We start from the raw sequence: 21,397 nt of genomic DNA on the forward strand, positions 1-21,397 counted from the left end.
TTTCGACGAAGGAGAAATCACATCCAGTATTCTACAATAGTACGTTCAATGCTTGTGTGATTTCTCCCAAAAGGTCGAAATGACAAACTGTGGAGAATTGTTTTTAATTAATCAGCTTACTTGGCGGGAAACCAAACTGTTTTTTAAAGCATCTGCTAAAATATAAAGGATCATTGAATCCTACTAAATCTGTCACTTCAGAAACATTATATTTTTTTGTTTTCAGCAGTTCTGCCGATTTTTTTAAACGTATGGTCCTGATAAATTCATTGGGGGCCAGATCCGTCAATTCTTTAATTTTTCTGTATAATTTAGAAGAGCTTACACCTAGTTTATCACATAAAAACTCTGTTGACAAATCCAATTCACTTAAGTTATCATTTATTAAACCTGTAATTTTTTGCATAAATTCCTCATCAATTGGAGAATGGGTAAGCAGGCTTATTTTGCTTTCTACTTCACCGGAGAATTTTAATTTCAGATCTGATCTTGATTTAATAATATTTTCGATTACTGTTTTTAATAACGAAGGTTCAAAAGGTTTCACTAAATAACCATCGGCTCCTGTTTCATATCCTTTTACCTTATCTGTGTTTTCTGCAAGTGCGGTTAACAAAACAACGGGGATATGGCTGATAAACTCATCATTTTTTAGTTCTTTGCAAAATTCCAGTCCATCCATAACCGGCATCATGACATCGGCAACACATAATATAGGTTTAATCTGTCGGCAGATTTTCAGGCCTTCCTCTCCATTTTCGGCATCGTAAACCTTGTAGTAATCAGACAAATAATCAACCAGATATTTTCTAAGTTCCATATTGTCTTCAATAACCAGTACTTTTTCTTTTAACTCTGTGTTCTGAATTATTTTTTTTGCCGATTTTTCCGGAATAAGCATACTTAGGTTATCATTTTTCAAAGCATATTCAAATACTTCTTTACTATCATAAGAAGTACGGTCTATTGGAATTTCAACCCGGAATGTACTCCCTTTTCCCGGAGTACTTTCTACTGTTATTGATCCTTTATGAATTGCCACTAATGATTTTACTAATGATAAACCAATACCGGATCCGGTATTATTTTCTTTACTGTTTGTTGCCTGATAAAATCGTTTGAAGATTTTTTCCTGGCTTTTTAAAGGAATTCCTATCCCATCATCACTGACTTCAATGACCAATATTCCTTCAACCCCATCTTTGAGCCTGAGAAACAAATCTACGTTTCCGTATTTATTTGTAAATTTTAAGGCATTAGACAGCAGGTTGTAAAGAATCTTATCATATTTATCATTATCTATCCAGCCATTAATATTTTCGGCTTCTGAAATAAAATTTAATTTGATCTTCTTATTATAGGCCATCTCCTTATAAGAATCAAAAATATTTTTTGAATAAGCCAGAATATCTGTTTTTGAAACTTTAAGTTTTAATTCCCCAGATTGTGCTTTTCTAAAGTCCAGTACCTGATTTACCAGGTTTAATAATCTGCTGGCATTTTGATAAATAAGATTGTATCTGCTTTTTTCATACTCAGTTGCATTAACATTGTTTTCATCCAATAATTGCTTTGCAGGACCTAAAATAAGCGTTAACGGAGTCCTTAACTCATGTGAAATGTTGGTAAAAAACCGGAGTTTTTCATTATTCAGTTTAACATCATGCTCCCTGTTTACTTTTTCGGTAAGCAATTCCTGTTTTAGACGGATACGGTTTTTAATCTCTTTTCTGATAAAATAAAAAATACCGGACAACAGTACAAAAATTATTAAAAACGCAATTGGCGTTAACCAAAAAGGAGGAAGAATCCTTATTTGATAGGAAACTATCTTACTCCAATACCCGTCACTGTTACTGGATCTTATTTTAAACACATATTTACCGGGGTAAAGATTGGTATACTGAACAAATCTTGAGTTACTATTAACAGTAATCCATTGTTTATCAAACCCCTCCAGCATATACTGAAACTTGTTAAGCTTCTCGTTTGCAAATGACGGAGTCGAAAACTGAAGCGAAAAATTGCGGTTTTTATAGCTGAGTTCTACTTTTTTACCATAATTCAAATCATTTAAAAGAGGAACCTGACCGTTGATCTCCATTTCCGGGAATACCTCTTCGTTCTGAACTTTAAATTCTGAAATAATTGGTAAAGGGGACCATTTATTTCTTTTCATTGTATGGGGTGAAAAAGAAATAACACCGTTTTTACCTCCCAAATAAATATTAGAATTGTTAAAATTAAAAAAACCGCTGGAGCTAAAAACATCCAATCTGTTTCCGCTATTTACATGATATATATTAATCTCTTTTAAATTGGCATTCACCCAGGCAATACTATTGTTGTTTATGTTTAACCATAAATTCCCGTTAGTGTCTGATAACATGTCGGTAATCCATTTTCCGGAGAGTTCCTTAAAATTTGAAATTGTTTTGAAATTGTTTTTTGAAGGTTCATAAACACATAGGCCATAACGGGTAGAAGCCCATATTTTTCCGTTTTTATCGATCATAACATCACTGACGTTATCATCATACGGCACCCCATTTTCTTTTTTAGAAAGTGACTTATAAGTTTCTATTTTGCCTGATGTATTGTTATATCTCACCACACCTGTTTCTGTGGCAAACCAAACATTGTTTTTAATATCTTTTTCGATAGCATTGATCTGAAAACCGGGCAATAATTTGCCTTTCGAAGCTTGAACTTCTAAGGTATTGGTGTTTATCATAACAGCCCCTTCCCCAAAAGAACCTACCATCATTGTCTCCGGTCCAATTTTGCAAAAAGCAAATACTGCCGAGGATTCAAACCCCAGATTGATTTCTTTTGAAGAATTAGTCACATAATTATACACCATCAAATTACCGTTCCAAAGACCACAATAAAAAATCTTTCCATCATCCGAATAAATACTGGCGACATCCTTATCATTATTATACAGTCGCATAAAACCTTTGGCATTAGAGATAAAAAGTCCATTATGACTGGTTGCTACAATTACTTTTCCATCAAATGTTTTAGCAAAACCTCTTATACGCGGAGCCTGATTGCCTATGTGATGGGATATGTCTTTATTGAGCATAAACTGATTTTCGTATGGATCAAATTTATCCAGTCCGTCTTCTGTTCCTATCCATAGCACTCCGGAGGCGTCAAAATATAATGCAGAAACCAGATTATCAACTATGGACGTATCTTCTGATAATACGGAATAATACCATTTGTAATCTCCTTTCGGAATATCTTCCAGATGCTTGCACACCAGTAATCCTCCTAAAGTACCCACCCAATATTTACCATCCTGAGCTTGGGCAACCGATAAAAAATACGGACCTAAACTCCCTCTAATCTCTTTGTTTTCAATATATAAGTTTACAAATTGATCGGTTTTTTTATCCAATTTATAAAGTCCCTGACGCGTTCCCACAAAAATATCTGACTTGGCGTCTTCATAAATAAAATTAACATACGGATTCTTTGCATTAGAATTAGGAACAAAAAGCGTATAGTCATTAATTTTCACAATAGCTCCTTTGGCGTCCATGGTAATTTTTGCCACTGATCCTTTTTCATAACTCCCAATCCAGATATTCCCTTTTTTATCTTCAAAAATTTCTTTTACATAATCAAAACCCCTGATTGGAATCTTCTCAAATCTGTTTTCCTTCAAAAAAAACAGATAAACACCTTTAGTTTTAGTGCCTACCCAGACTCTTTTGAATTTGTCTACATAAACCGACCGAATCTCTTCTTCCGGCAGGCTATTGGGATCATCTTTTTTGGAAAAAAAAGTGGTAAAAACCTGAGTATCTAATTTAAAAAGAGTCAATCCTTTTCTGGTACCTATCCATAAGTTGTTTGATGCTTCATCCAGTTCCAATGCTGTTATGTCATCATTGTACAATTTATTCGTACCAGGAGAATAACTCATATAGTTTTTAAACTGATACCCGTCAAAACGATTCAATCCTGAGAAAGTTCCCAACCATAAAAACCCTTTTTTGTCCTGAACTATATGTCTGACAGAATTATGCGACAATCCATTATTGTCATTATAATGTGTAAATTTTATATTCTGTGAATGAGAATAATAAAAAGTTACTAAACAAAAAAATAATATAAAAGGATTCTGTTTCATAATAATGAATTATCAATGTAATGTACTGTTTTTAAATAAGTAAACATTATTTTAAGGATTGATTCGATCAATCCGGTTCGTTTTTAAATTGATTTTAAAATGATTTGACGGTTTTCCATTCATGGTTTTTAGAAATATTTTTGACCATAAAACCAACTTATTATCATTCGATTTTTCTAACTGTTCGCAGACCATTTTATATTGTTTCAACCTGTTAATACCTATTTCCGGAATAGCTAATTCATCTGCATTTTTTAATCTGTAAAAATCGAATATCATATCAAAACCGGTCCATGATTCGAAATTCTGTATTGTTAAGTTATTAAATAATAATTGTTTTTCAATATCTGAAGTATTTTTATTGGTTTGCAATAGTTCTTTACCGGAAAGATTTTCAATGGATTTTAAAAATTCAACCGGAAAATCTTCAGGCAAAAACCGAAGACGCACTAATTCTTTTAAATGCCATCTTGTAAAATCCTCATAATCTTTAGCTTTCAGAATCTCTTTATTCCAAATATCAGGGCTTTTTATATCTTGCAAATGGGTATATTCTTCCTTGTAAAAAGGAAATAAACTATTAAATTTAGAAACCTTGCTTACTACTACAGTTTCAATCTCAACTTCAGTATCAGAATGAATCGTAAGTATTTTATAAGCCGGCATATAAGCAGCCAGAGAAGGTGTCTGAATATTAAATAAGGTATTGCCATTTGCAGTTGTTCGGACTCCTGTATCATTAATATGCATGTGTCCGCCAAAATGAATCTGAATACCTGCATCTGCAAATGTCCGGGCTACCTCTTCATTGGGTACTCGCTGCAATTGCATTTTATCAGAACCAAACAGCAATTTTAATTCGGGTGATGCATCATCATTAAAATCTACCATTGGATAATGGCTGAAAGCGATTAGTATTTTACCTTTTTGTCTGGCTTCCGCCGAAACCTTTTTCACCCAGTTTATTAAATGATTTTTATAAATAAGGACATTGTTATAACCCGTACTTGCTCCTGAAAAATCATGTGGATCATTGGGCAGACCTGATAATTTTTGGTTCGGAACATACGCATTGGCATCTATTGCCAAGAGCCAGACCCCTTTAATTGGCTCAACCAGATAACTGGCATCCGGAAGAAATAAATTGGTGTTTTTAACCGCATAAGTTCTTTTTTCTAATGCAGATTCTTTTAAAGCTTTATCATAAGTATAGCTTTCATAATTATAGCCTGAAAAAGGAGTTTCCCAATACAAATAGTTTTTTTGTGGAAAAAATCCAAAATCAGCCATTTCATTCAGTGTCTCTTTATACCCCCAGTTTTTTATATCGGATGTAATAATGGGTTCCAGTTGATTTTCCTGCTGTTTCAAATTCGTTTTAGAACTACTGATAATTTGTTCTTTTCCGTCTTTACCCAAAAAATCAGTTTTGGTCGCTTCTTGCGAAAAGGGTTTTACCACATCATGATTTCCTGTTGTGACAAAAAATGACATGCCGTGTTTTTTTGAGTACTCGTTTAATATTTTCCTCAATCCGCGTACATGCACAGGCTGTCCGTCATCACTAAAATCCCCCGGAAGTACCACTTGTCTGATTCCTCTTTTTGCAATGTCATTTAAGGCTTCTAAAAAGGCAAAATAATTTTCATTAAAAATCCTGGTGGAATGCAATTGTGAATTCATAGTCCTAATATTGGCATACTCTCCTGTTACCGGATTTTTAATTCCCTGATAGTCATTATCCTGAAATCTTGCAAAAATATCCTGTAAATGAACATCGGCAATAAACGCAATTTGCAGAGAAGACTTCTTTTCTGTTTGTTGCGCTTTACAGGCACTAAAAGAAAGTAATAGCAGTAATAAACCCGATACTCTTAGCATATAATTTTGTTTTAACATCCTGGATGAAATTTAATAAAAATAAAATGTTTTCAGAAATCAATGTCATCCTGAACCCATTCGACTTCGCTCAGGATAAACTTAGTCGAAGGCTTTTTAGATAGAAAGGGCTTCAACTCCGCTCAGCCTGACACCTATTTTGAATTACACCTAAAAGTTTTGTTTTTAATATTTTTTAAAGGTCTAGATTACTTACTCTTAATTTCTATTTTTTGTCCTAATAGCTGATCCTCCAATGTTGATGAAATTACATCCTTAAAGATAAGTTGTTTTTGCTTTTCTTTCGGAAAATCTATGCCTTCCAGTTTTAAGTTTTGAACATCATCAAATACAAATGCGGGTCTAAAGTCGGAATCATTCAGTATTAGTTTAATATTTTTCATGCTAATTCCGTTGACATGTCTCACATAAAAACCATAAGCCGGCAATTCTCCAAACATAGAAAATTCAGGATAATCTTTTGCTGCTTCCGGTACCTGATTCAATCGCGATAACGAAATATATGCCATTCCTTTTGTAGCTCTTCCGGGATAATTTATTTCAATGTTTTCGAGGATTACATTTTCAACAGCATGACCTTCCAAACCTACAATTGAAGAGGGAAAAGGATTATGGAAAAAATCAACTTCCGGTCCTCTTAAATCATAATTGCTATCCGGACGACCAAATGGCACTTGTACTTTTATGTTTTTCAGGTGTACGTTTTTTATGCTTCCCGGTTTATCACCACTTCGTTGTCCTAAACGTATGAAAACAGCATTCCCTGTATTTACGGCTTGTATGTTTGAAACATCGATGTTTTCTATAATCCCGCCATCAACAGATTCTATGGCAATTGCGGATCGAAAAGTATCATAGACCTTAATATCTTTAATCGTCACATTTTTAAATCCTCCAAAGGAAGCTGTGCCAAATTTTATTGCGCTGGCACTCGATCTAATGGTACAACTGGCAATATAAACGGAATCATTATAATATCCCGGATAGTACGATTTTAAACAAATTCCGTCATCTGCAGCGTTTATATCGCAATTGACAACTTTGACATTTTTACAATCCGTAATATCTATTCCATCGTTGTTCCAATAGGAGCGGTTTACTATTTTAAGATTATCCAGTGTAAGATTCGTGCATAATTCAAAAGACAATCCCCAACAGGAAGCTTCTCCAGCCTTTAACCCTTCGACTAATACAGTATCGCATTGTGAAAAACGAAACAATTTGGGTCTCATGGTTTCGTTTGGCCTGTTTCTGCGGAGGCTATATTTTGGATCTATGGAAACACCAGCATGATGAAGACTGTCAATATTCAAAGCCAGTTTTAAACCCTGACCATCAATTGTCCCTTTTCCCTTCAATGCGATGTTATTTGCTTTATGTGCTAAAATCAAAGCCATCTGGGAGTTGTCATCGTTTTTTGGCGAAATGGGTCTTCCTTCAAAAGCCATATTCACATAATCTTTAGGATTTGTACTTCCCAACAATACCGATCCTTCTTCAAAATATAAAGTTACATTACTTTTCAAAATAATACTTCCCGACAAAAATTTGCCTTTAGGAAAAATCACACGTCCTCCTTTATTTTTAAAAGCAGCATCAATTGCTTTTTGAATAGCGATTGTATTAATCGTTTTTCCATCTGCTTTTGAACCATATTCTGTAATCAGAAACTCCTTTTGAGATTTGATTATTTTTTGTGCCTGACATTTAAAACCAAATAAAAAAAGACTGACCAATAAGGTTGTAAAAAACAGTTTCAGTTTAATTTTTGACATTTTATTTTTACTATTTTACAATTCAAACAAAAATATATTAAACTAAAACTGCTCCTTAATTGGTATAAATTTCAAATAATCTTACTTTTTTATGTAAGCTTCTAATTTATCCAAAGTATTTAGTTCTTCTTCCCTTGCACTTGAAGATATGATTTTTGTTTCTAAATTTTTAGTTGGTTTTGAGATTAACAAATATTGTGTTCCATCATCGTTATTTTTTACATAATCTTTTGGATTGTACATTATTGCCGCACCAATTTCGACAACTTCTGCAGCTACGTCTTCAGGATGTTTTCCCCATACAGCAATATAATTTGCTCCTTTTTTTGTTTGGAAATCCTTAAAATAATTTATTCCGGTAACAAATTGTACTTTTTCTCCGGTTAAACTAACAGCTTCAACTTTAGCTTCTCTTTTTCCTGAAAATACGGTAACACGAACTAAAATATCTACTTTTTTCCCTTTGTAAGGAACTCCTCTTGAAATCATTTCCATCCATGAAGTAGTGTCTGTTTTTCCAACACGGGCCAAACGATTCGATACCGGATTCAACGGAACTACTTTTTCTCCGTCCCAAAGTTTTACTCCTCCTAAACCTACTGTTGATGCAACTTTATAATAATCCGCTCCCCATCCTTCTTTTTGTTGTTCCGGAGTTGGGTACCAATGCGCTTTTTTCAGCTCTAAACCCGGTTTTGCTTTAGAATAAACGTCTATAGCCACTTTATCACTAAAATAAATTCTCAATGCCATCCACTCGTTTTCGACTGCAGGTCCGTGATGTCCGATTGTTTGATATAAATCTCCTGATTCTGAACCTATATCAGTCAAATAAGTAATTTTATCGGACTTCATATACAAACTTGTGTCTGTATTATTTTGTGCAAAACATGTACAACAAAACAACAAAGCGGTAATAAATGATAATTTCATAATTTCAATTATTTATAGATTAAATTTTAATTATCGTAAAATTAAAACAACCTTTCAAACAATGCACTAAGAATTACCTGATTTATCAAGAAATCGTCATTTTGTGATAAAAAGGCGTAAATCCCGTAATATAGACATGCTCTCCATTTGTACGCAAACTACCCTGATGATACGTATATTCTTCACTATCCAGATTTTCTATGTTAAGATGTTCACCTTTTCCAGGTCCAAATTGTATGGTATCAGTTCCCGCAGAAAGCGCTCCAAATCCGGATTTAAGGAAATAGTTCTTTTTTTCATCCAATGTTGCTCCGGTTATGTTGCTTCCTTCCTTAAAACACATTTCGATAGTTACTTCAACATTTGGAGGCCCGTCCACTTTAAAATCTAAATTCAGCGTTCCATTGTCTTCAGTGATTTCGATTACCGTAACTTGTTTTTTTACATTGCTTTTAGCTCTGGAATCAAAGTCCATTTTATTCCAAAATCGCCCATCCGGTGATTCGGATAATTTATAATCACCATCAGCTTTGCGAAATTCTTCGGCAAGAGGCTGGTAATAATCTGCTTCTTTCGTTTCTTTAAGTATGTATTTATTTCCTTCTTTCACAATACCGTCGCTGCTAAAATATCCCATCCTGAAAAACGAAGTAGAAAGCCGCATGTATTTTAGTATCGCATCTCCTTTTCGATACATTAAAAAGTTAGGGTTTGAGGACCTTCCGGAAACAATCATTACAGGTTTGTCATTACCGCCAAATAGTGTTACCGAAGTTTTTCCCCGTCTGATTCTTGCCAGATTTGAAATTGCAAAAAACTTTTCAAAATCATTTGCAACTTTTCCTTCAATAGGAATTTGTTTTCGAAGCTCATCATTTTCCATAAAAAATGCCAGCGAATTTGATAAAATATCATTGGTGAATTCGGGAAGATTTTCGATAGTATCTGCCATATACGCAAACATTGGATTATGGGTGCGGATTGCCATATAGCGATACTGTAAATAAAAGTTCGTGACTTTTAAATTCATAAACTGATCCTGTCTTTTAGAATCAACAGTAACCAAATCACCGTTTGGTTCTGTATAATAAAAATAGGTCGTCAGATTTTTTTGAACGATATCCAATAGCTGAGGCCTGTTTAATAATCTGGCCATCGTAATTAATGCTTTATCAATAACCGCAGAGTAGATTCCGCTACGTTCTGAATAATGCCCGTCCTGATTAATGTAAATTCCTTCTGCCAGCCATTCATCAATTCTTCGAACATATCTGACATCCGGATACAGGGAATTGATATTTGCCAATGCAGCACAAATAACCCATCTGTGATTTGGAGTATGAACGCCTCCGGTTACCATAGCTTCACCTGCATTCAGAATAAATTTTTTCAATTTATCTTTCAACTGTACTAAATCAGCTTGTTTATTACTTTTTAATATAGCAGCTGCCGGACATATATATTCTAAAATAAAAGCGGTATCCGGTGGAGATTGCCTGTTTCCTCCGGCGTCTAGCGTACCGTCACTATATTGTTCTTTCAATAAAACATCTATGGCTTCATTCATTTTTTCAGCCAAAACTTTTGACTTATAATATTCTGATCCCGAATTGGACATTGAAGCAGTCATAATTGTTATCGAACTTGCGACACCCCGAAAACTGTTAAGTTTGATAGCCGGATCAAGCGGTGCCCTGTTCAATATGCTTTTAACTTTGGCGTCATTATTTAAAATGAGCTTTTTCATTAATTCAGTATCTTCTTTAGCAGTGCTGTTGTTTGATAACAGATCATTTGCAAAAACAACATTACTAACCAAAGCTCCTGCTAATGTCAGGCCTCCTAGTTTGATAAATTTTCCACGGCTCATCTGATGTTTCATATGGATATTTTTTGCTGATTTCAACTTAATAAAATGGTTCGCTTACAAAAGTTATGTGGCAATTAGTTTTTGATAATAATTTTTCGTCAGTTCTAGGCTTATTTTTTTTTACAAAAAAGCATATTAAATGACGTTACCAAATTAAGACCCTAAATCCCATCAAAACTTTGTGATTCGACTCCGCTCAGGGTGACACTTGGGAGGAAAGAGGTTACCAATGGTTATATATTACTTATCTACTATTTTTACTAATGTCCAATTTATGCCTAATGGATTTTTAGTTATTTTACAAATAAGAGGATACTCCGGATTTTTTACAATCCACATTTCGGTTTCATCAATCTGAGCGATGACGTGCAAAGCGTCTATTGATTTTCCATCTATTACAGCACCATTTTTATCTTCATTTTTATCTAAAACATACGTTGTATTGTTATAAATGAACTTGTCGTTTTTTAATAAATCCTGATAAGCTGATTGCGAAATCATAAAAAAAGTTTCTGTAGGTTTTAAGTTCAGAACCGGTGCAAATTCGCCTTGGTTATAACTTAATTCAGTACCATTTTTCAATGCTTCGGGCAAGATTACAATACTGCTTTTTACACCTCTTGTGTCGAGATCAAACACCAACTTATCATAAGCAATTTTAGTGGTTAGCGTTAAAGTTCTTGTCTGGCCATGCAGCTTGCAGATATAATGTAATTCGGTATTGTTTTTAATTGTGGGAATATAGTTTTGTGCGGTCACCATTTGAAATATTCCACAAAAAAGGATGGTTAAAATTGTATTTTTCATCGGTTGCTTATTTTGTTGGTGGTAAAATAGTAGTTCCCCAAGCCGAAGGTTTTGAATCCATTTCGAAAATCAATTCTCCTCCTTTAACAATATCTTCGTGTAAAATCCAAGATTTGTCGTATGGTTTTCCGTTTAATAAAGCTGATTTGATGTATTTATTTTTATCACTCATCTTTTTAGCGGTAATTTTAAAACTTTTACCTTCTTCAAACTGTAAAGTTATTTCCTTAATTAACGGCGCATTCAATAAATAATAGGGCTGACCCGCATTTGGGTACAATCCCATCATATGAAAAGCCAGCCACGAAGACATCGCACCGGAATCGTCATTGCCCGGCAAACCTTCTCGTGAAGTATTGAAATTTTCTTTAATAATGGCTCTAATTCTGTCACTGCTTAAATACGGTTTTCCGATCCAGTGATACATGGTAGGAGCCAAAAAAGAAGGTTCGTTTGAAACGTCATATAATTTAGTATCAAAAAAAGTATCCAGTCTGTTTTTAAAAGCCAAATCTCCGCCGGATTTAGCAACAATTGCCGGAATATCATGAGGGACACTTAACGAATATTCCCAGGAAGTTCCTTCATAAAAAAATACGCACCAATGACACACATACCAAGGAGATTCTGTTATTGTTGGTGTATATTTATAGGTCGGCTTCTGAATTTTTGATTCCCCGAAAACAACATCATCCAACCAATTACCGGATGCATCTTTAGGCATAATAAATCCTTTTGCACCGTTGTTTTCATAATCGTCGCGCCATAAATTTTTCCAATATTCTGATTGTTTTATATACCTGTCATAAATAGCGGTATGATTCAGACCTTTGGCAACGGTAGCAATATTATAATCGTTGTACGCATAATCCATGGTACGGTTTCCTGCGCGGTCTGTGCCAAACGGTACATAACCTAAGCGCAAGTAATCCAATAATCCGCCTCTGCCTTCTTTTTCTTCATTGCCTCCCGGTGGTACTTCAGCATCCTTCAGCATGGCTTTTAATGCTAATTCATAATCTATCCCTTTCAAGTTTTTTACAAAAGCATCGGCAAGGACAACCTCAGCATTAGAACCTCCTTGCGTACGGCCATTATCATTGCCGCTTCTGCCTTCCGGCAAATAACCTTCACGTTTATAAATATTCAATAAAGCATTGACAATTTCTACCTGACGCTTAGGATCAATTAGCGTAATTAAAGGGCTCGAACTTCTAAAAGTGTCCCAAATACAATAAAAATCATCATAATATGGTTCATCATTAGTCCATAACGGGTTTTCTCCTGTTCTGTTTACCGGCATTATCATAGTGTGATACAAACCGGTGTAAAACATTTTTTTATACTCTTCAGAAGTATCCGGTGAAAGTTTAATACGGCTTAATAACTGTTCCCATTTATTTTCTAAGGACGATAAAACCGTATTAAAATCCCAATGTGGAATTTCAACTTCAATATTATTTTTTGCTTTTAATTCACTCAAAAAAGAGATCCCAATTTTAACATTTAATTCCTGTTTTCCTTCTTTGCCAAAAGAAAGCAGTGCTGCTGTTTTCTTTCCTGAATCAAACTGAGCAGCTTGATTGGAGTAAAATTTCCCGTCTTTCCAGGTAACATATTTAGCAATTGGCTGATCAAAAGTAGCCCAAAAGTAAACGGTATAAGCACGGCCGTTATTCCATCCGCCTCTGATTCTGCTATATCCCCTAACTTCAGTATCTGAAACAATTTCTATTTGAGAACCTACAAATTGCTGTGCTTCTCTTGCATTAGGTTCAGGATTTTCTCCCAGAAAAAATCCCGGGTCAATTTTTAAATTTTTGGATGTATTTTCAGGATACGTAATGCGATAAAAAGATACTTTTTCAGCAGTGGTTATTTCAGTTTTTATCTGATTTTCTTTAAAAACCGTCTCATAGTAACCCAACTTTACGTTTTCTTTTTCTCTGTATGATGTTTGGTCCAATTTATCCAATGTTCCTGAAAAAGGCATAATCTGAATGTTTCCATATTTAGGACCACCACCGGTTCCGCTAACATGAACCTGACTAAATCCTGTTACTTCTTTTGGCAATGGCAGCCAGCCGCTATTTGGACTTACTGTACAATCCGGACTTGGTTTTACCATTCCATAAGGACAGGAAGGACCTACAAAAACCCGACCATCCCCTTCAGATCCAATCATGGGATCTACATAATTATGAAGCTGATTCTGGGCATTGATCTTAATAGTGCAGCATAACGATATTCCTAAAAAAATTATAATCTTAGTATATATTTTCATTGCTTATTTTATTTCTTTAGTATTTGATTTTGTTAAAGATGAGCCATTGTGAAATATATTTTAACACACTTCGACTCCGCTCAGTGCAAGTTAGAAACATAGATTTTCTCAGTGCAAAAAAGAGTTTAAAAGAGAAACCTATTTCTTTCACATAGCTATATGTATTTAGATTAAGTGAAACGCCTTTTACTTTTTCTATTTTAAACTATGATTCTATGTGTTAAAAATTTTAAGTTAAACTTTTAAACAGATTATACTGTATTACTGCTTTGGCGTATTAGACATTTCTAAAATTAATTCCCCTCCGTTTGTAATTTCTTTATGAGAAATACTGAACTTTTCTACAGGAGTATTGTTATATTTTATTTCATTGATATAAATATTTTCAGCACTGTTATTACTGGCGCTAATAACAAAATTTTTACCCGGATAATATTTTGGATTTAATTGAATAGAGACTTTGTTAAATATAGGGCTTCCTATCTGGTATACCGGATTTTCATCTGTACCTCCATTCATTTGGAACAAACCAATTTTAAGCAATACATTCAGGCTTCCCATTAATCCCTGATCTTCATCTCCATTATAACCTGTTGCAGGAGATAATCCGCTAAAAGTTTCTTTTACTACATTTCTGGTCCAATATTGTGTTAAATCCGGTCTTCCCAGTAAATTAAAAATATTGGATGTTTCCATGGAAGGCTGATTCCCAAAGTTTATCGGAATACGGCTAAACTCCGGATGCAGCTCAGCATCATGAGAGGTTCCGGAAGTGAATTTTAATTTTTGAGCAGTTTCAAACTGAGTGTTTAATTTTGCTGCAGCTTTTTCTTTTCCGCCCATTAATTCCGCCAGACCATCAATATCATGAGGTACAAACCATGTTGATTGTGCTGCATTCGACTCTATAAAACCATTTTCATATTGATACGGATCAAAATTTTCACCCCATTTCCCTTCAATATTTTTCGGGCGCATCCATCCGGTTGTTTTATCAAAAACGTTCTGATAATTTTTAGATCTGACCATAAAATAATTGTAGTCTTCTTCGTGATTTAATTTTTTAGCCAATTGTGCCAGGGTCCAATCCTGATAAGCATATTCTAAGGTCTGACTGGTTCCATCCTGATGACTTCCAAATTCACCATCGGGAAGCGGATAAGGAACAAAGCCGTTTTCTAAATAATATTTCAATCCTCCTCCGCTATCTGTATTATGTTCATATCCGGCTTTTCCCATAATACCGTTTAGCATATGGTTTTTTTTCAGTGCGATATAAATAGCTTCTAAATCTTCTTGGATTATTCCTTTTTGAATAGCGCTGACAATAAAAGGTGTGGTTGAAGCTCCGGTCATAACATAGGTGTCATTACCTCCGGAAGGACCACGTGGAATCATTCCGCCATCTTTATAATATTGCATTAATGACCATACGAATTCTTCCATAATTTCAGGATAAACAAGTCCCCAAAGGGTATTTATTGTCCATTGAGCTCCCCAAAACGCATCAGAATTGTAATGATTGAATTTTGGTTTACCGTTTGCATTCAGAGGCAATTGTCCAATTCTAAATTTTTCTCCTGTGTTATCAGGATAGGCACCATTTGCATCACTAATCATTTTTCTTCCCTGCAAAGCATGCCAAAGATCTGTATAGAATCGTCTTTGATCTGTTTCTGTTCCTCCTTCAACTTTAATCCTGCCCAACAAATTATTCCATTCATTTTTTGATTCGGTAACTACTTTATCAAAATCCCAATGTGGTAATTCTTTTTCAATATTAATAGCTGCATTTCCAATTGAAGTATATGAAATGCCCACCTTCATTAATATTTTTTTATCCGATTTACCAAAATTAATTAAATAATTGCCTGTACCGGTATTTTGCTCTATCGAGGTAACAGGCTCATTAAGTTTAATTTTAAAAAATACGGTTAATGGTTTTGGACGTCTGAAATTAGTGCTTAATACTAATGATCCTGAAAGTTCATAATCGTTATTCTTTTCTAATATGCCATTTGTATTTTCGCATGGCCCGAGAATTGTATTTAGATTGAAAAGAATCCCTTTTTGCGCATTAGCCGGAAAAGTATATCTATGAAAACCGACTCTTTTGGTACTGGTTAATTCTGCAGTTATTTGGTATCTGTCCAATTTTAGCAAATGGTATCCGGGAGTTATTTTTTCTGTTTCATGACTGAATTTAGAATAAAAATCTGTAAAAATAGTTGCTTCATTTTCCTTTGAAATTGTTACCGGCATCACAGAAACCCCGGACATCTGCCATTCATGAATATGACTAAAACCTTTTATTGTATCCGTTGTATATTTGTATCCGCCTCCCCAATCACCTTTAATTTCAGTATCCGGATTTAAATTCACCATACCAAACGGACGACTTGCCGATGAAAAGAAAAACCATCTTGAATTTTCGGTATCGAGCAAAGGATACACCATATCTGCTGCCTCCTTTTTTTTAAAAGAAGTACTTTTTTCGGTTTTACATGACACTAAAAAAATAAGGGCTAAACTTATTCCAATGTGTCCAATTTTATAAATTTTATCTAATTTCATCTATTCTATTTATATTGACAGGGGCTGACAATTTGTGTATGCTGAATTGATTTCATACTAATCAATTAATTCTAAAAGATATTTATGGAAGAATCTGCCTGAGAAATATTCTTTTTCATTTCTCAGGAAATTCAACCGGCATGAATATTACAGAAGACAATGTATTTATCATGTTTCTGCGTTATATCCTGCCATTCTTTATAATTAGTCCGGGGGCAAAAAAGGCTTATATTCAAATGTAAAAATGTAAAATTTTCAAAATCGGTCTTACTACTTTTTTAAGAAAAAAGGAGAAGAAACTCGATCTTCCTCTCCTTTTTAAAATTAAAATCAATGTGTAATGTGTAATGTATTTTTAAATTAATTTCATCCTAATTATATCCTGTAGTCTGAACTAAAGCAGGATTTAAAACCAAAGCATTAGTAGGAATCGGGAAAACACGACGATAGGTTTCAGAATTTGTTTTGAATCCCCATGAGCCTTCATATTTACCAAATCGGATCATATCGTTTCTATGCCATGCTTCCTGTGCAAATTCACGAGATCTTTCTTTGTAAAGTTCTTCTAAAGTCACACTGGTCCATGCAGCAGAAGTAGTACGGTTAGAACGAACCATATTTACTAATGAAAGAGCAGTCTGACCTAAAGTTTCACTGCCACCACGAAGAATTGCTTCTGCTTTCATCAGGATTACGTCTGAATAACGTAAAAATGGCACGTCATTATTTTGATTACGGCTTGTTGAACTCTTATCAGGATAAAATTTAATATTTCTGTATCCCATATTCCAGGCAATCTCATCATTTCCACAATCAAATAAGGCCTGACTTTGACGAAGAATAATATCCGGTGTTAAATTTACCTGATATGTATAGGCGGCACTTCCATCAGAACCAGTATAAAACTGATCGTATCCTTTCTTTGTTGTAGTAACCATTACAGGTGTAACACCGTCATTCATATATTGCAGACCAGTTAACCATTGATTATTACGAATATCATTGGCGTCATTAAAATTAGCATAAAATTCAGGCAGCGTACTTCTTGGTGCACTAGGCGTAAAAGCCAGACCAAACTTTGTTCTTTCTGAACGCGGCACATCATAACGTGAATGATACATCTGCCCATTGAAACCTACAGTTACAGCTGAAGGATCGTAAGGAACTGCAAAAATAAATTCTTTCATTGCCGGTCCATTGGTTGGATAAAACATTTGAAGATAAGTCGCTCTTGGTTCAATGTTATATAATCCTGAATTAATTACCTGGTCACAAGCTGCTATAGCATCATTGTAACGCTGCGTTCCGGTATACACTTCTGCATTCAGATACAATTTTGCAAGCAGGGCATTTGCCGTTTGCTTGTTTGGTCTGCCGTAAGTTGTAATTCCTGATGCCGGATTTAAGTTAGGAATTGCTTTTTTTAACTCTTTCTCAATGAAATTAAAAACCTCTGTTCTGCTGGATTTAGCGTGAGAACTAAAATCCCCATATACCGTATCTAATGGTACATCTCCATAACTGTCCATCAGCATATAATACGATATAGCGCGCATGGTTTTTACTTCAGAAATTAAAGTTGATTTTTCTGAACCTTCAGGCATTGCCTGATCCAAAATTGAAATTGTCTGATTGCTAATCCCTATCACTTTAGACGACCAGTCCCAAAGACTGCTTATTATACCATTATCCGGCGTCCAGTCATGATAATGCATAGCAATATAGTTTCTGTTATCAAACCAGTTACCTCCTCTTGCAGGCATAATGGCTTCATCTGTAGATAATGATTGTGACCACCACCATGAAAATGAAAAATCACCGCGAAAAGCCGAATAAACAGGCCCTGTGGTCTGAATATACTGTGTTGAGTTCTGAGGGAATACATCCGGTGTCAGTTGTGTCGTAATTGGCACATCAAGATCTTCACAAGACCAAAACAAACCAACCAAAAGTATTGGAAGCCCTAAATATTTTAATATCTTTTTCATAATTTTTACAATTTAATTTTTAGAATATCACATTTAAACCAAACATAAAAGTTCTGGTTTTTGGATAGAAATTATTCGAGTCTACACCTGGAGCAGTACCTCCTTGCTCTACTTCCGGATCAATTCCTGAATACTTGGTAATAACAAACACATTATTTATCGTTTCATAAATACGTATTTTTTGGATGTATTTGCCCACTCTGCCAAAATCATAACCCAATGTCATATTATCTAATCGGATATAACTGCCGTCTTCTATAAAACGTGACGAATATTTATAAGAGTTCAAATCGGCTGGTGATTCATTTTCTGCATCAACTAAAATATTATTGGTCATTGCGGTACTAGGCCTGAATAAATCGGCACGGGTAGCATTGAAAATTTTATTGCCAAACACTCCTCTGAAGAAAATACTCAAATCAAATTTCTTGTATTGAAAATTATTTCCCCACCCTAATAATACTTTTGGCTGTGCACTTCCTGCATAATGGTAATCAACTCCTATAAGAGGTGTAGTTGTCAGGTTGCCATTTTTATCATAATATTGAGAAACACCGCTAGCATTTTTTCCTGCATATTTAAGTGTAAAGAACTGCCCAAGAGGTTTTCCTTCTTTAAAAATTTGCAAAGTGCTGCCTGTTTGTCCTCCTCCATCAGGCTGTACTCTACGGATAGAATCTCCACCTATAAAGAAAGGGTTCGTCAATTTAACAATCTCATTCTTGTTGCTTGAAAAGTTCAAATTGGTTGACCAGGTAAAATTCGCAGTTTTTACAGGTGTAGCGCCCAAACTAACCTCAATCCCTTTATTAGACATAGTTCCACCATTAGCTACAATAGTTCCTACTGGTACAAGTACAGGGCTTACAGCATAATTAAAAATCATGTCAGTCGTTTTCTTGTCATATAGATCAACAGAAGCCGTTACTTTTCCGTTCAATATGGCAAAATCAACACCTATATTTGTGGTAGCTGTTTTTTCCCATTTCAAATCCGGGTTTGCTGCCTGATTAGGGCCATAAGCTCCTATTTGTTGTCCGTTATAATAAAAAGTTCCTAAACTTCCTGAAATAAACTGAGCTGTATAAGCATTAAATCCTGATGAATTTCCTGTTACTCCATAACTCGCACGGAATTTTAAGTCACTAAAAAGTTTTTGATCCTGCATAAAACCTTCTTTGTCAACTCTCCATGCAGCTCCTACAGAAGGAAAATACCCCCAACGATTATTTGCTCCGAATACTGAACCTCCATCTCTTCTGATTGTTCCCTGCAAAAGGTATTTATCTTTATAATTGTAGTTTAAACGTCCAAACTCTGAGATCAAACGTGTTTTTTGATAGGCTCTGCTATCTCCAAAATTTACTACATAACCATTCACTGAAGTATAATTGCTTAAAGCAAGGTTATTATAGCCTACATTATCTACTGGAAAATTAGTTGCTGTAGCCTGAAATCCGTCTCCTAAGATATTTTCCTGCCATGAATATCCTAAAACAGCTTTTATTTTATGACTCCCTAAAGTCTTGTCCCAGGTTAAAAAACTCTCAATAATATTATTAGTATTCTCATAAGAATTTCTTAATGCTGAACCATTTACTCCAAAATTTACAAGTCCTCTTGTTTGAGGCGGATCTGGATTATTGTAGAAGTTTGCACTATTATATTTCGAATAATAGCTATCATAAAATTCTCCATGTGTTGCAGTTAATTTTTGATGTGCAACGTTTAAGTTATACGTAAATCCAAAAGGAAGTTTTACTTCAGTAGTAAGGCTGCCGACAAGATTATTTGCTTTTGTCTCATCAGTTCCATGCTCAATCATAGCCACCGGATTAAAATATCCCGGACTAACAAAATTTTCGAAAAAAGTTCCATCAGGATTTTTTACCGGAGAAACCGGAAGATAACTTACAGATTGCAAAAGCACTGCATTACGCTGAGGCACATTGGTATATTTGCTGCTTGAGTTGGTAACATTCAAACCAAATTTAACTTTATCATCAAAGGCATATTGCTCAACAGATAAACGGGCAATCACACGCGAAAAATCACTTTTCATAAGAACTCCTTCCTTATTAAGAGAAGTTAAACTTGCTGTATAATTACCATGTTCACCACCTCCGCTCATTGATATGTTATGACTGCTTGAAGCTGCCCCTCCTGATCTTAAAATTTCTTTCTGCCAATTTGTATTAGCCCCTTTATCATTTTCAGGAGTGAAATTTAAATTGTTTTTGGCAGTAAACGCCCTAAGTTGATTAGCATCCATCATATCAAGCTGATTTGTAACATGCTCATAACCAAAATAACCATTATAAGAGATTTGAGTTCTGTCTTTACTACCTTTTTTTGTAGTAACCATAATAACCCCATTGGCAGCACGGTTACCATAAATTGCAGTTGCAGCAGCATCTTTCAATACATCAATAGTTGCGATATCATCTGGTGAAATAACCGAAATGTCAACCCCCGGAATTCCATCTACTACATAAAATGGCCCCTGAGAACTGTTTAACGTTGAAACTCCACGCAAAACTACTGAAGCTGATCTTGTAGGATCTCCACTTGATGAAATGTTCAGACCCGAAACCTTACCTTGCAGCAACTGTCCTACATCACTAATTGCTCCTTTATTTAATTCTTCAGCTTTAATTGAAGTTACAGCAGTGGTTAGGTTTTTACGGGTGCCTTTTCCATAACCAACCACTACAACTTGTTCTAAAGCAGTAGTAGTAGGAGACAATTTAATTGAATAATTGGTTTTTGATTCCTCTAATTTGAGAGTCAGGTCCTGAAATCCAATATAGGAAATTACCAATACAGCATTTTTGTTTGAAACACTCATTTTAAATTTCCCGTCAAAATCTGTTACGACACTTTTGTTCGTACCCTTTTCGAGTATATTGGCAGCGGGTAATGGTATACCCTTCTCATCTGAAACTATACCGGTCACATCTGTTTTTTGTGCCCATGTATTAATTGAGAAGCCAAGAAAAAAGGCTAATAATAAAAGTTTAAGTTTTTCCATGTTTAATTAGTTAAATTGGTTAATATAGTTAGGACGAAATTAACACTAATGAAATGTTAACAAATGGACAGGTTATTCAGAAACATGGATGT

General features: G+C 34.7%; 10 protein-coding genes. All 10 read right to left on the bottom strand.

The genetic code is table 11. The features are described 5' to 3' along the window. Positions 1–103: 103 nt before the first annotated feature. Complete coding sequence (locus PMI10_RS07795; RefSeq protein ID WP_007806421.1) at positions 104–4,144, bottom strand: hybrid sensor histidine kinase/response regulator; 4,041 nt, start codon at positions 4,142–4,144, stop codon at positions 104–106. A gap of 51 nt (positions 4,145–4,195) precedes the next feature. Continuing rightward, the gene (locus tag PMI10_RS07800) at positions 4,196–6,025 is read right to left on the bottom strand and encodes a metallophosphoesterase family protein (RefSeq protein ID WP_035631570.1); all 1,830 of its coding nucleotides are present in this window, start codon (positions 6,023–6,025) and stop codon (positions 4,196–4,198) included. Between the two features lie 206 nt (positions 6,026–6,231). Continuing rightward, positions 6,232–7,818 carry a glycoside hydrolase family 28 protein gene (locus PMI10_RS07805; protein ID WP_007806425.1) on the bottom strand — a complete coding sequence of 529 codons (1,587 nt, stop codon included), beginning with the start codon at positions 7,816–7,818 and terminating at the stop codon, positions 6,232–6,234. Between the two features lie 81 nt (positions 7,819–7,899). Then, entirely contained in the window at positions 7,900–8,751 is an 852-nt protein-coding gene (locus tag PMI10_RS07810; RefSeq protein WP_007806427.1) for a DUF4861 family protein, read from the bottom strand. 85 nt (positions 8,752–8,836) lie between these two features. Beyond that, positions 8,837–10,633 (bottom strand): hypothetical protein, encoded by a 1,797-nt coding sequence (locus PMI10_RS07815; RefSeq protein WP_007806428.1) that lies wholly within the window; start codon positions 10,631–10,633, stop codon positions 8,837–8,839. 228 nt (positions 10,634–10,861) lie between these two features. Then, positions 10,862–11,428, bottom strand: coding sequence for a hypothetical protein (locus PMI10_RS07820; protein WP_007806430.1), 567 nt, complete (start codon positions 11,426–11,428; stop codon positions 10,862–10,864). 7 nt (positions 11,429–11,435) lie between these two features. After that, positions 11,436–13,712, bottom strand: coding sequence for a GH92 family glycosyl hydrolase (locus PMI10_RS07825; RefSeq protein ID WP_007806433.1), 2,277 nt, complete (start codon positions 13,710–13,712; stop codon positions 11,436–11,438). Between the two features lie 261 nt (positions 13,713–13,973). Next, positions 13,974–16,286 (bottom strand): GH92 family glycosyl hydrolase, encoded by a 2,313-nt coding sequence (locus tag PMI10_RS07830; RefSeq protein WP_007806435.1) that lies wholly within the window; start codon positions 16,284–16,286, stop codon positions 13,974–13,976. Positions 16,287–16,657: 371 nt separating this feature from the next. After that, complete coding sequence (locus PMI10_RS07835; RefSeq protein ID WP_007806436.1) at positions 16,658–18,274, bottom strand: RagB/SusD family nutrient uptake outer membrane protein; 1,617 nt, start codon at positions 18,272–18,274, stop codon at positions 16,658–16,660. Between the two features lie 19 nt (positions 18,275–18,293). Then, entirely contained in the window at positions 18,294–21,305 is a 3,012-nt protein-coding gene (locus tag PMI10_RS07840; protein ID WP_007806438.1) for a SusC/RagA family TonB-linked outer membrane protein, read from the bottom strand. Positions 21,306–21,397 lie beyond the last annotated feature (92 nt).

Source organism: Flavobacterium sp. CF136 (genome assembly GCF_000282055.1).
Classification (GTDB): domain Bacteria; phylum Bacteroidota; class Bacteroidia; order Flavobacteriales; family Flavobacteriaceae; genus Flavobacterium.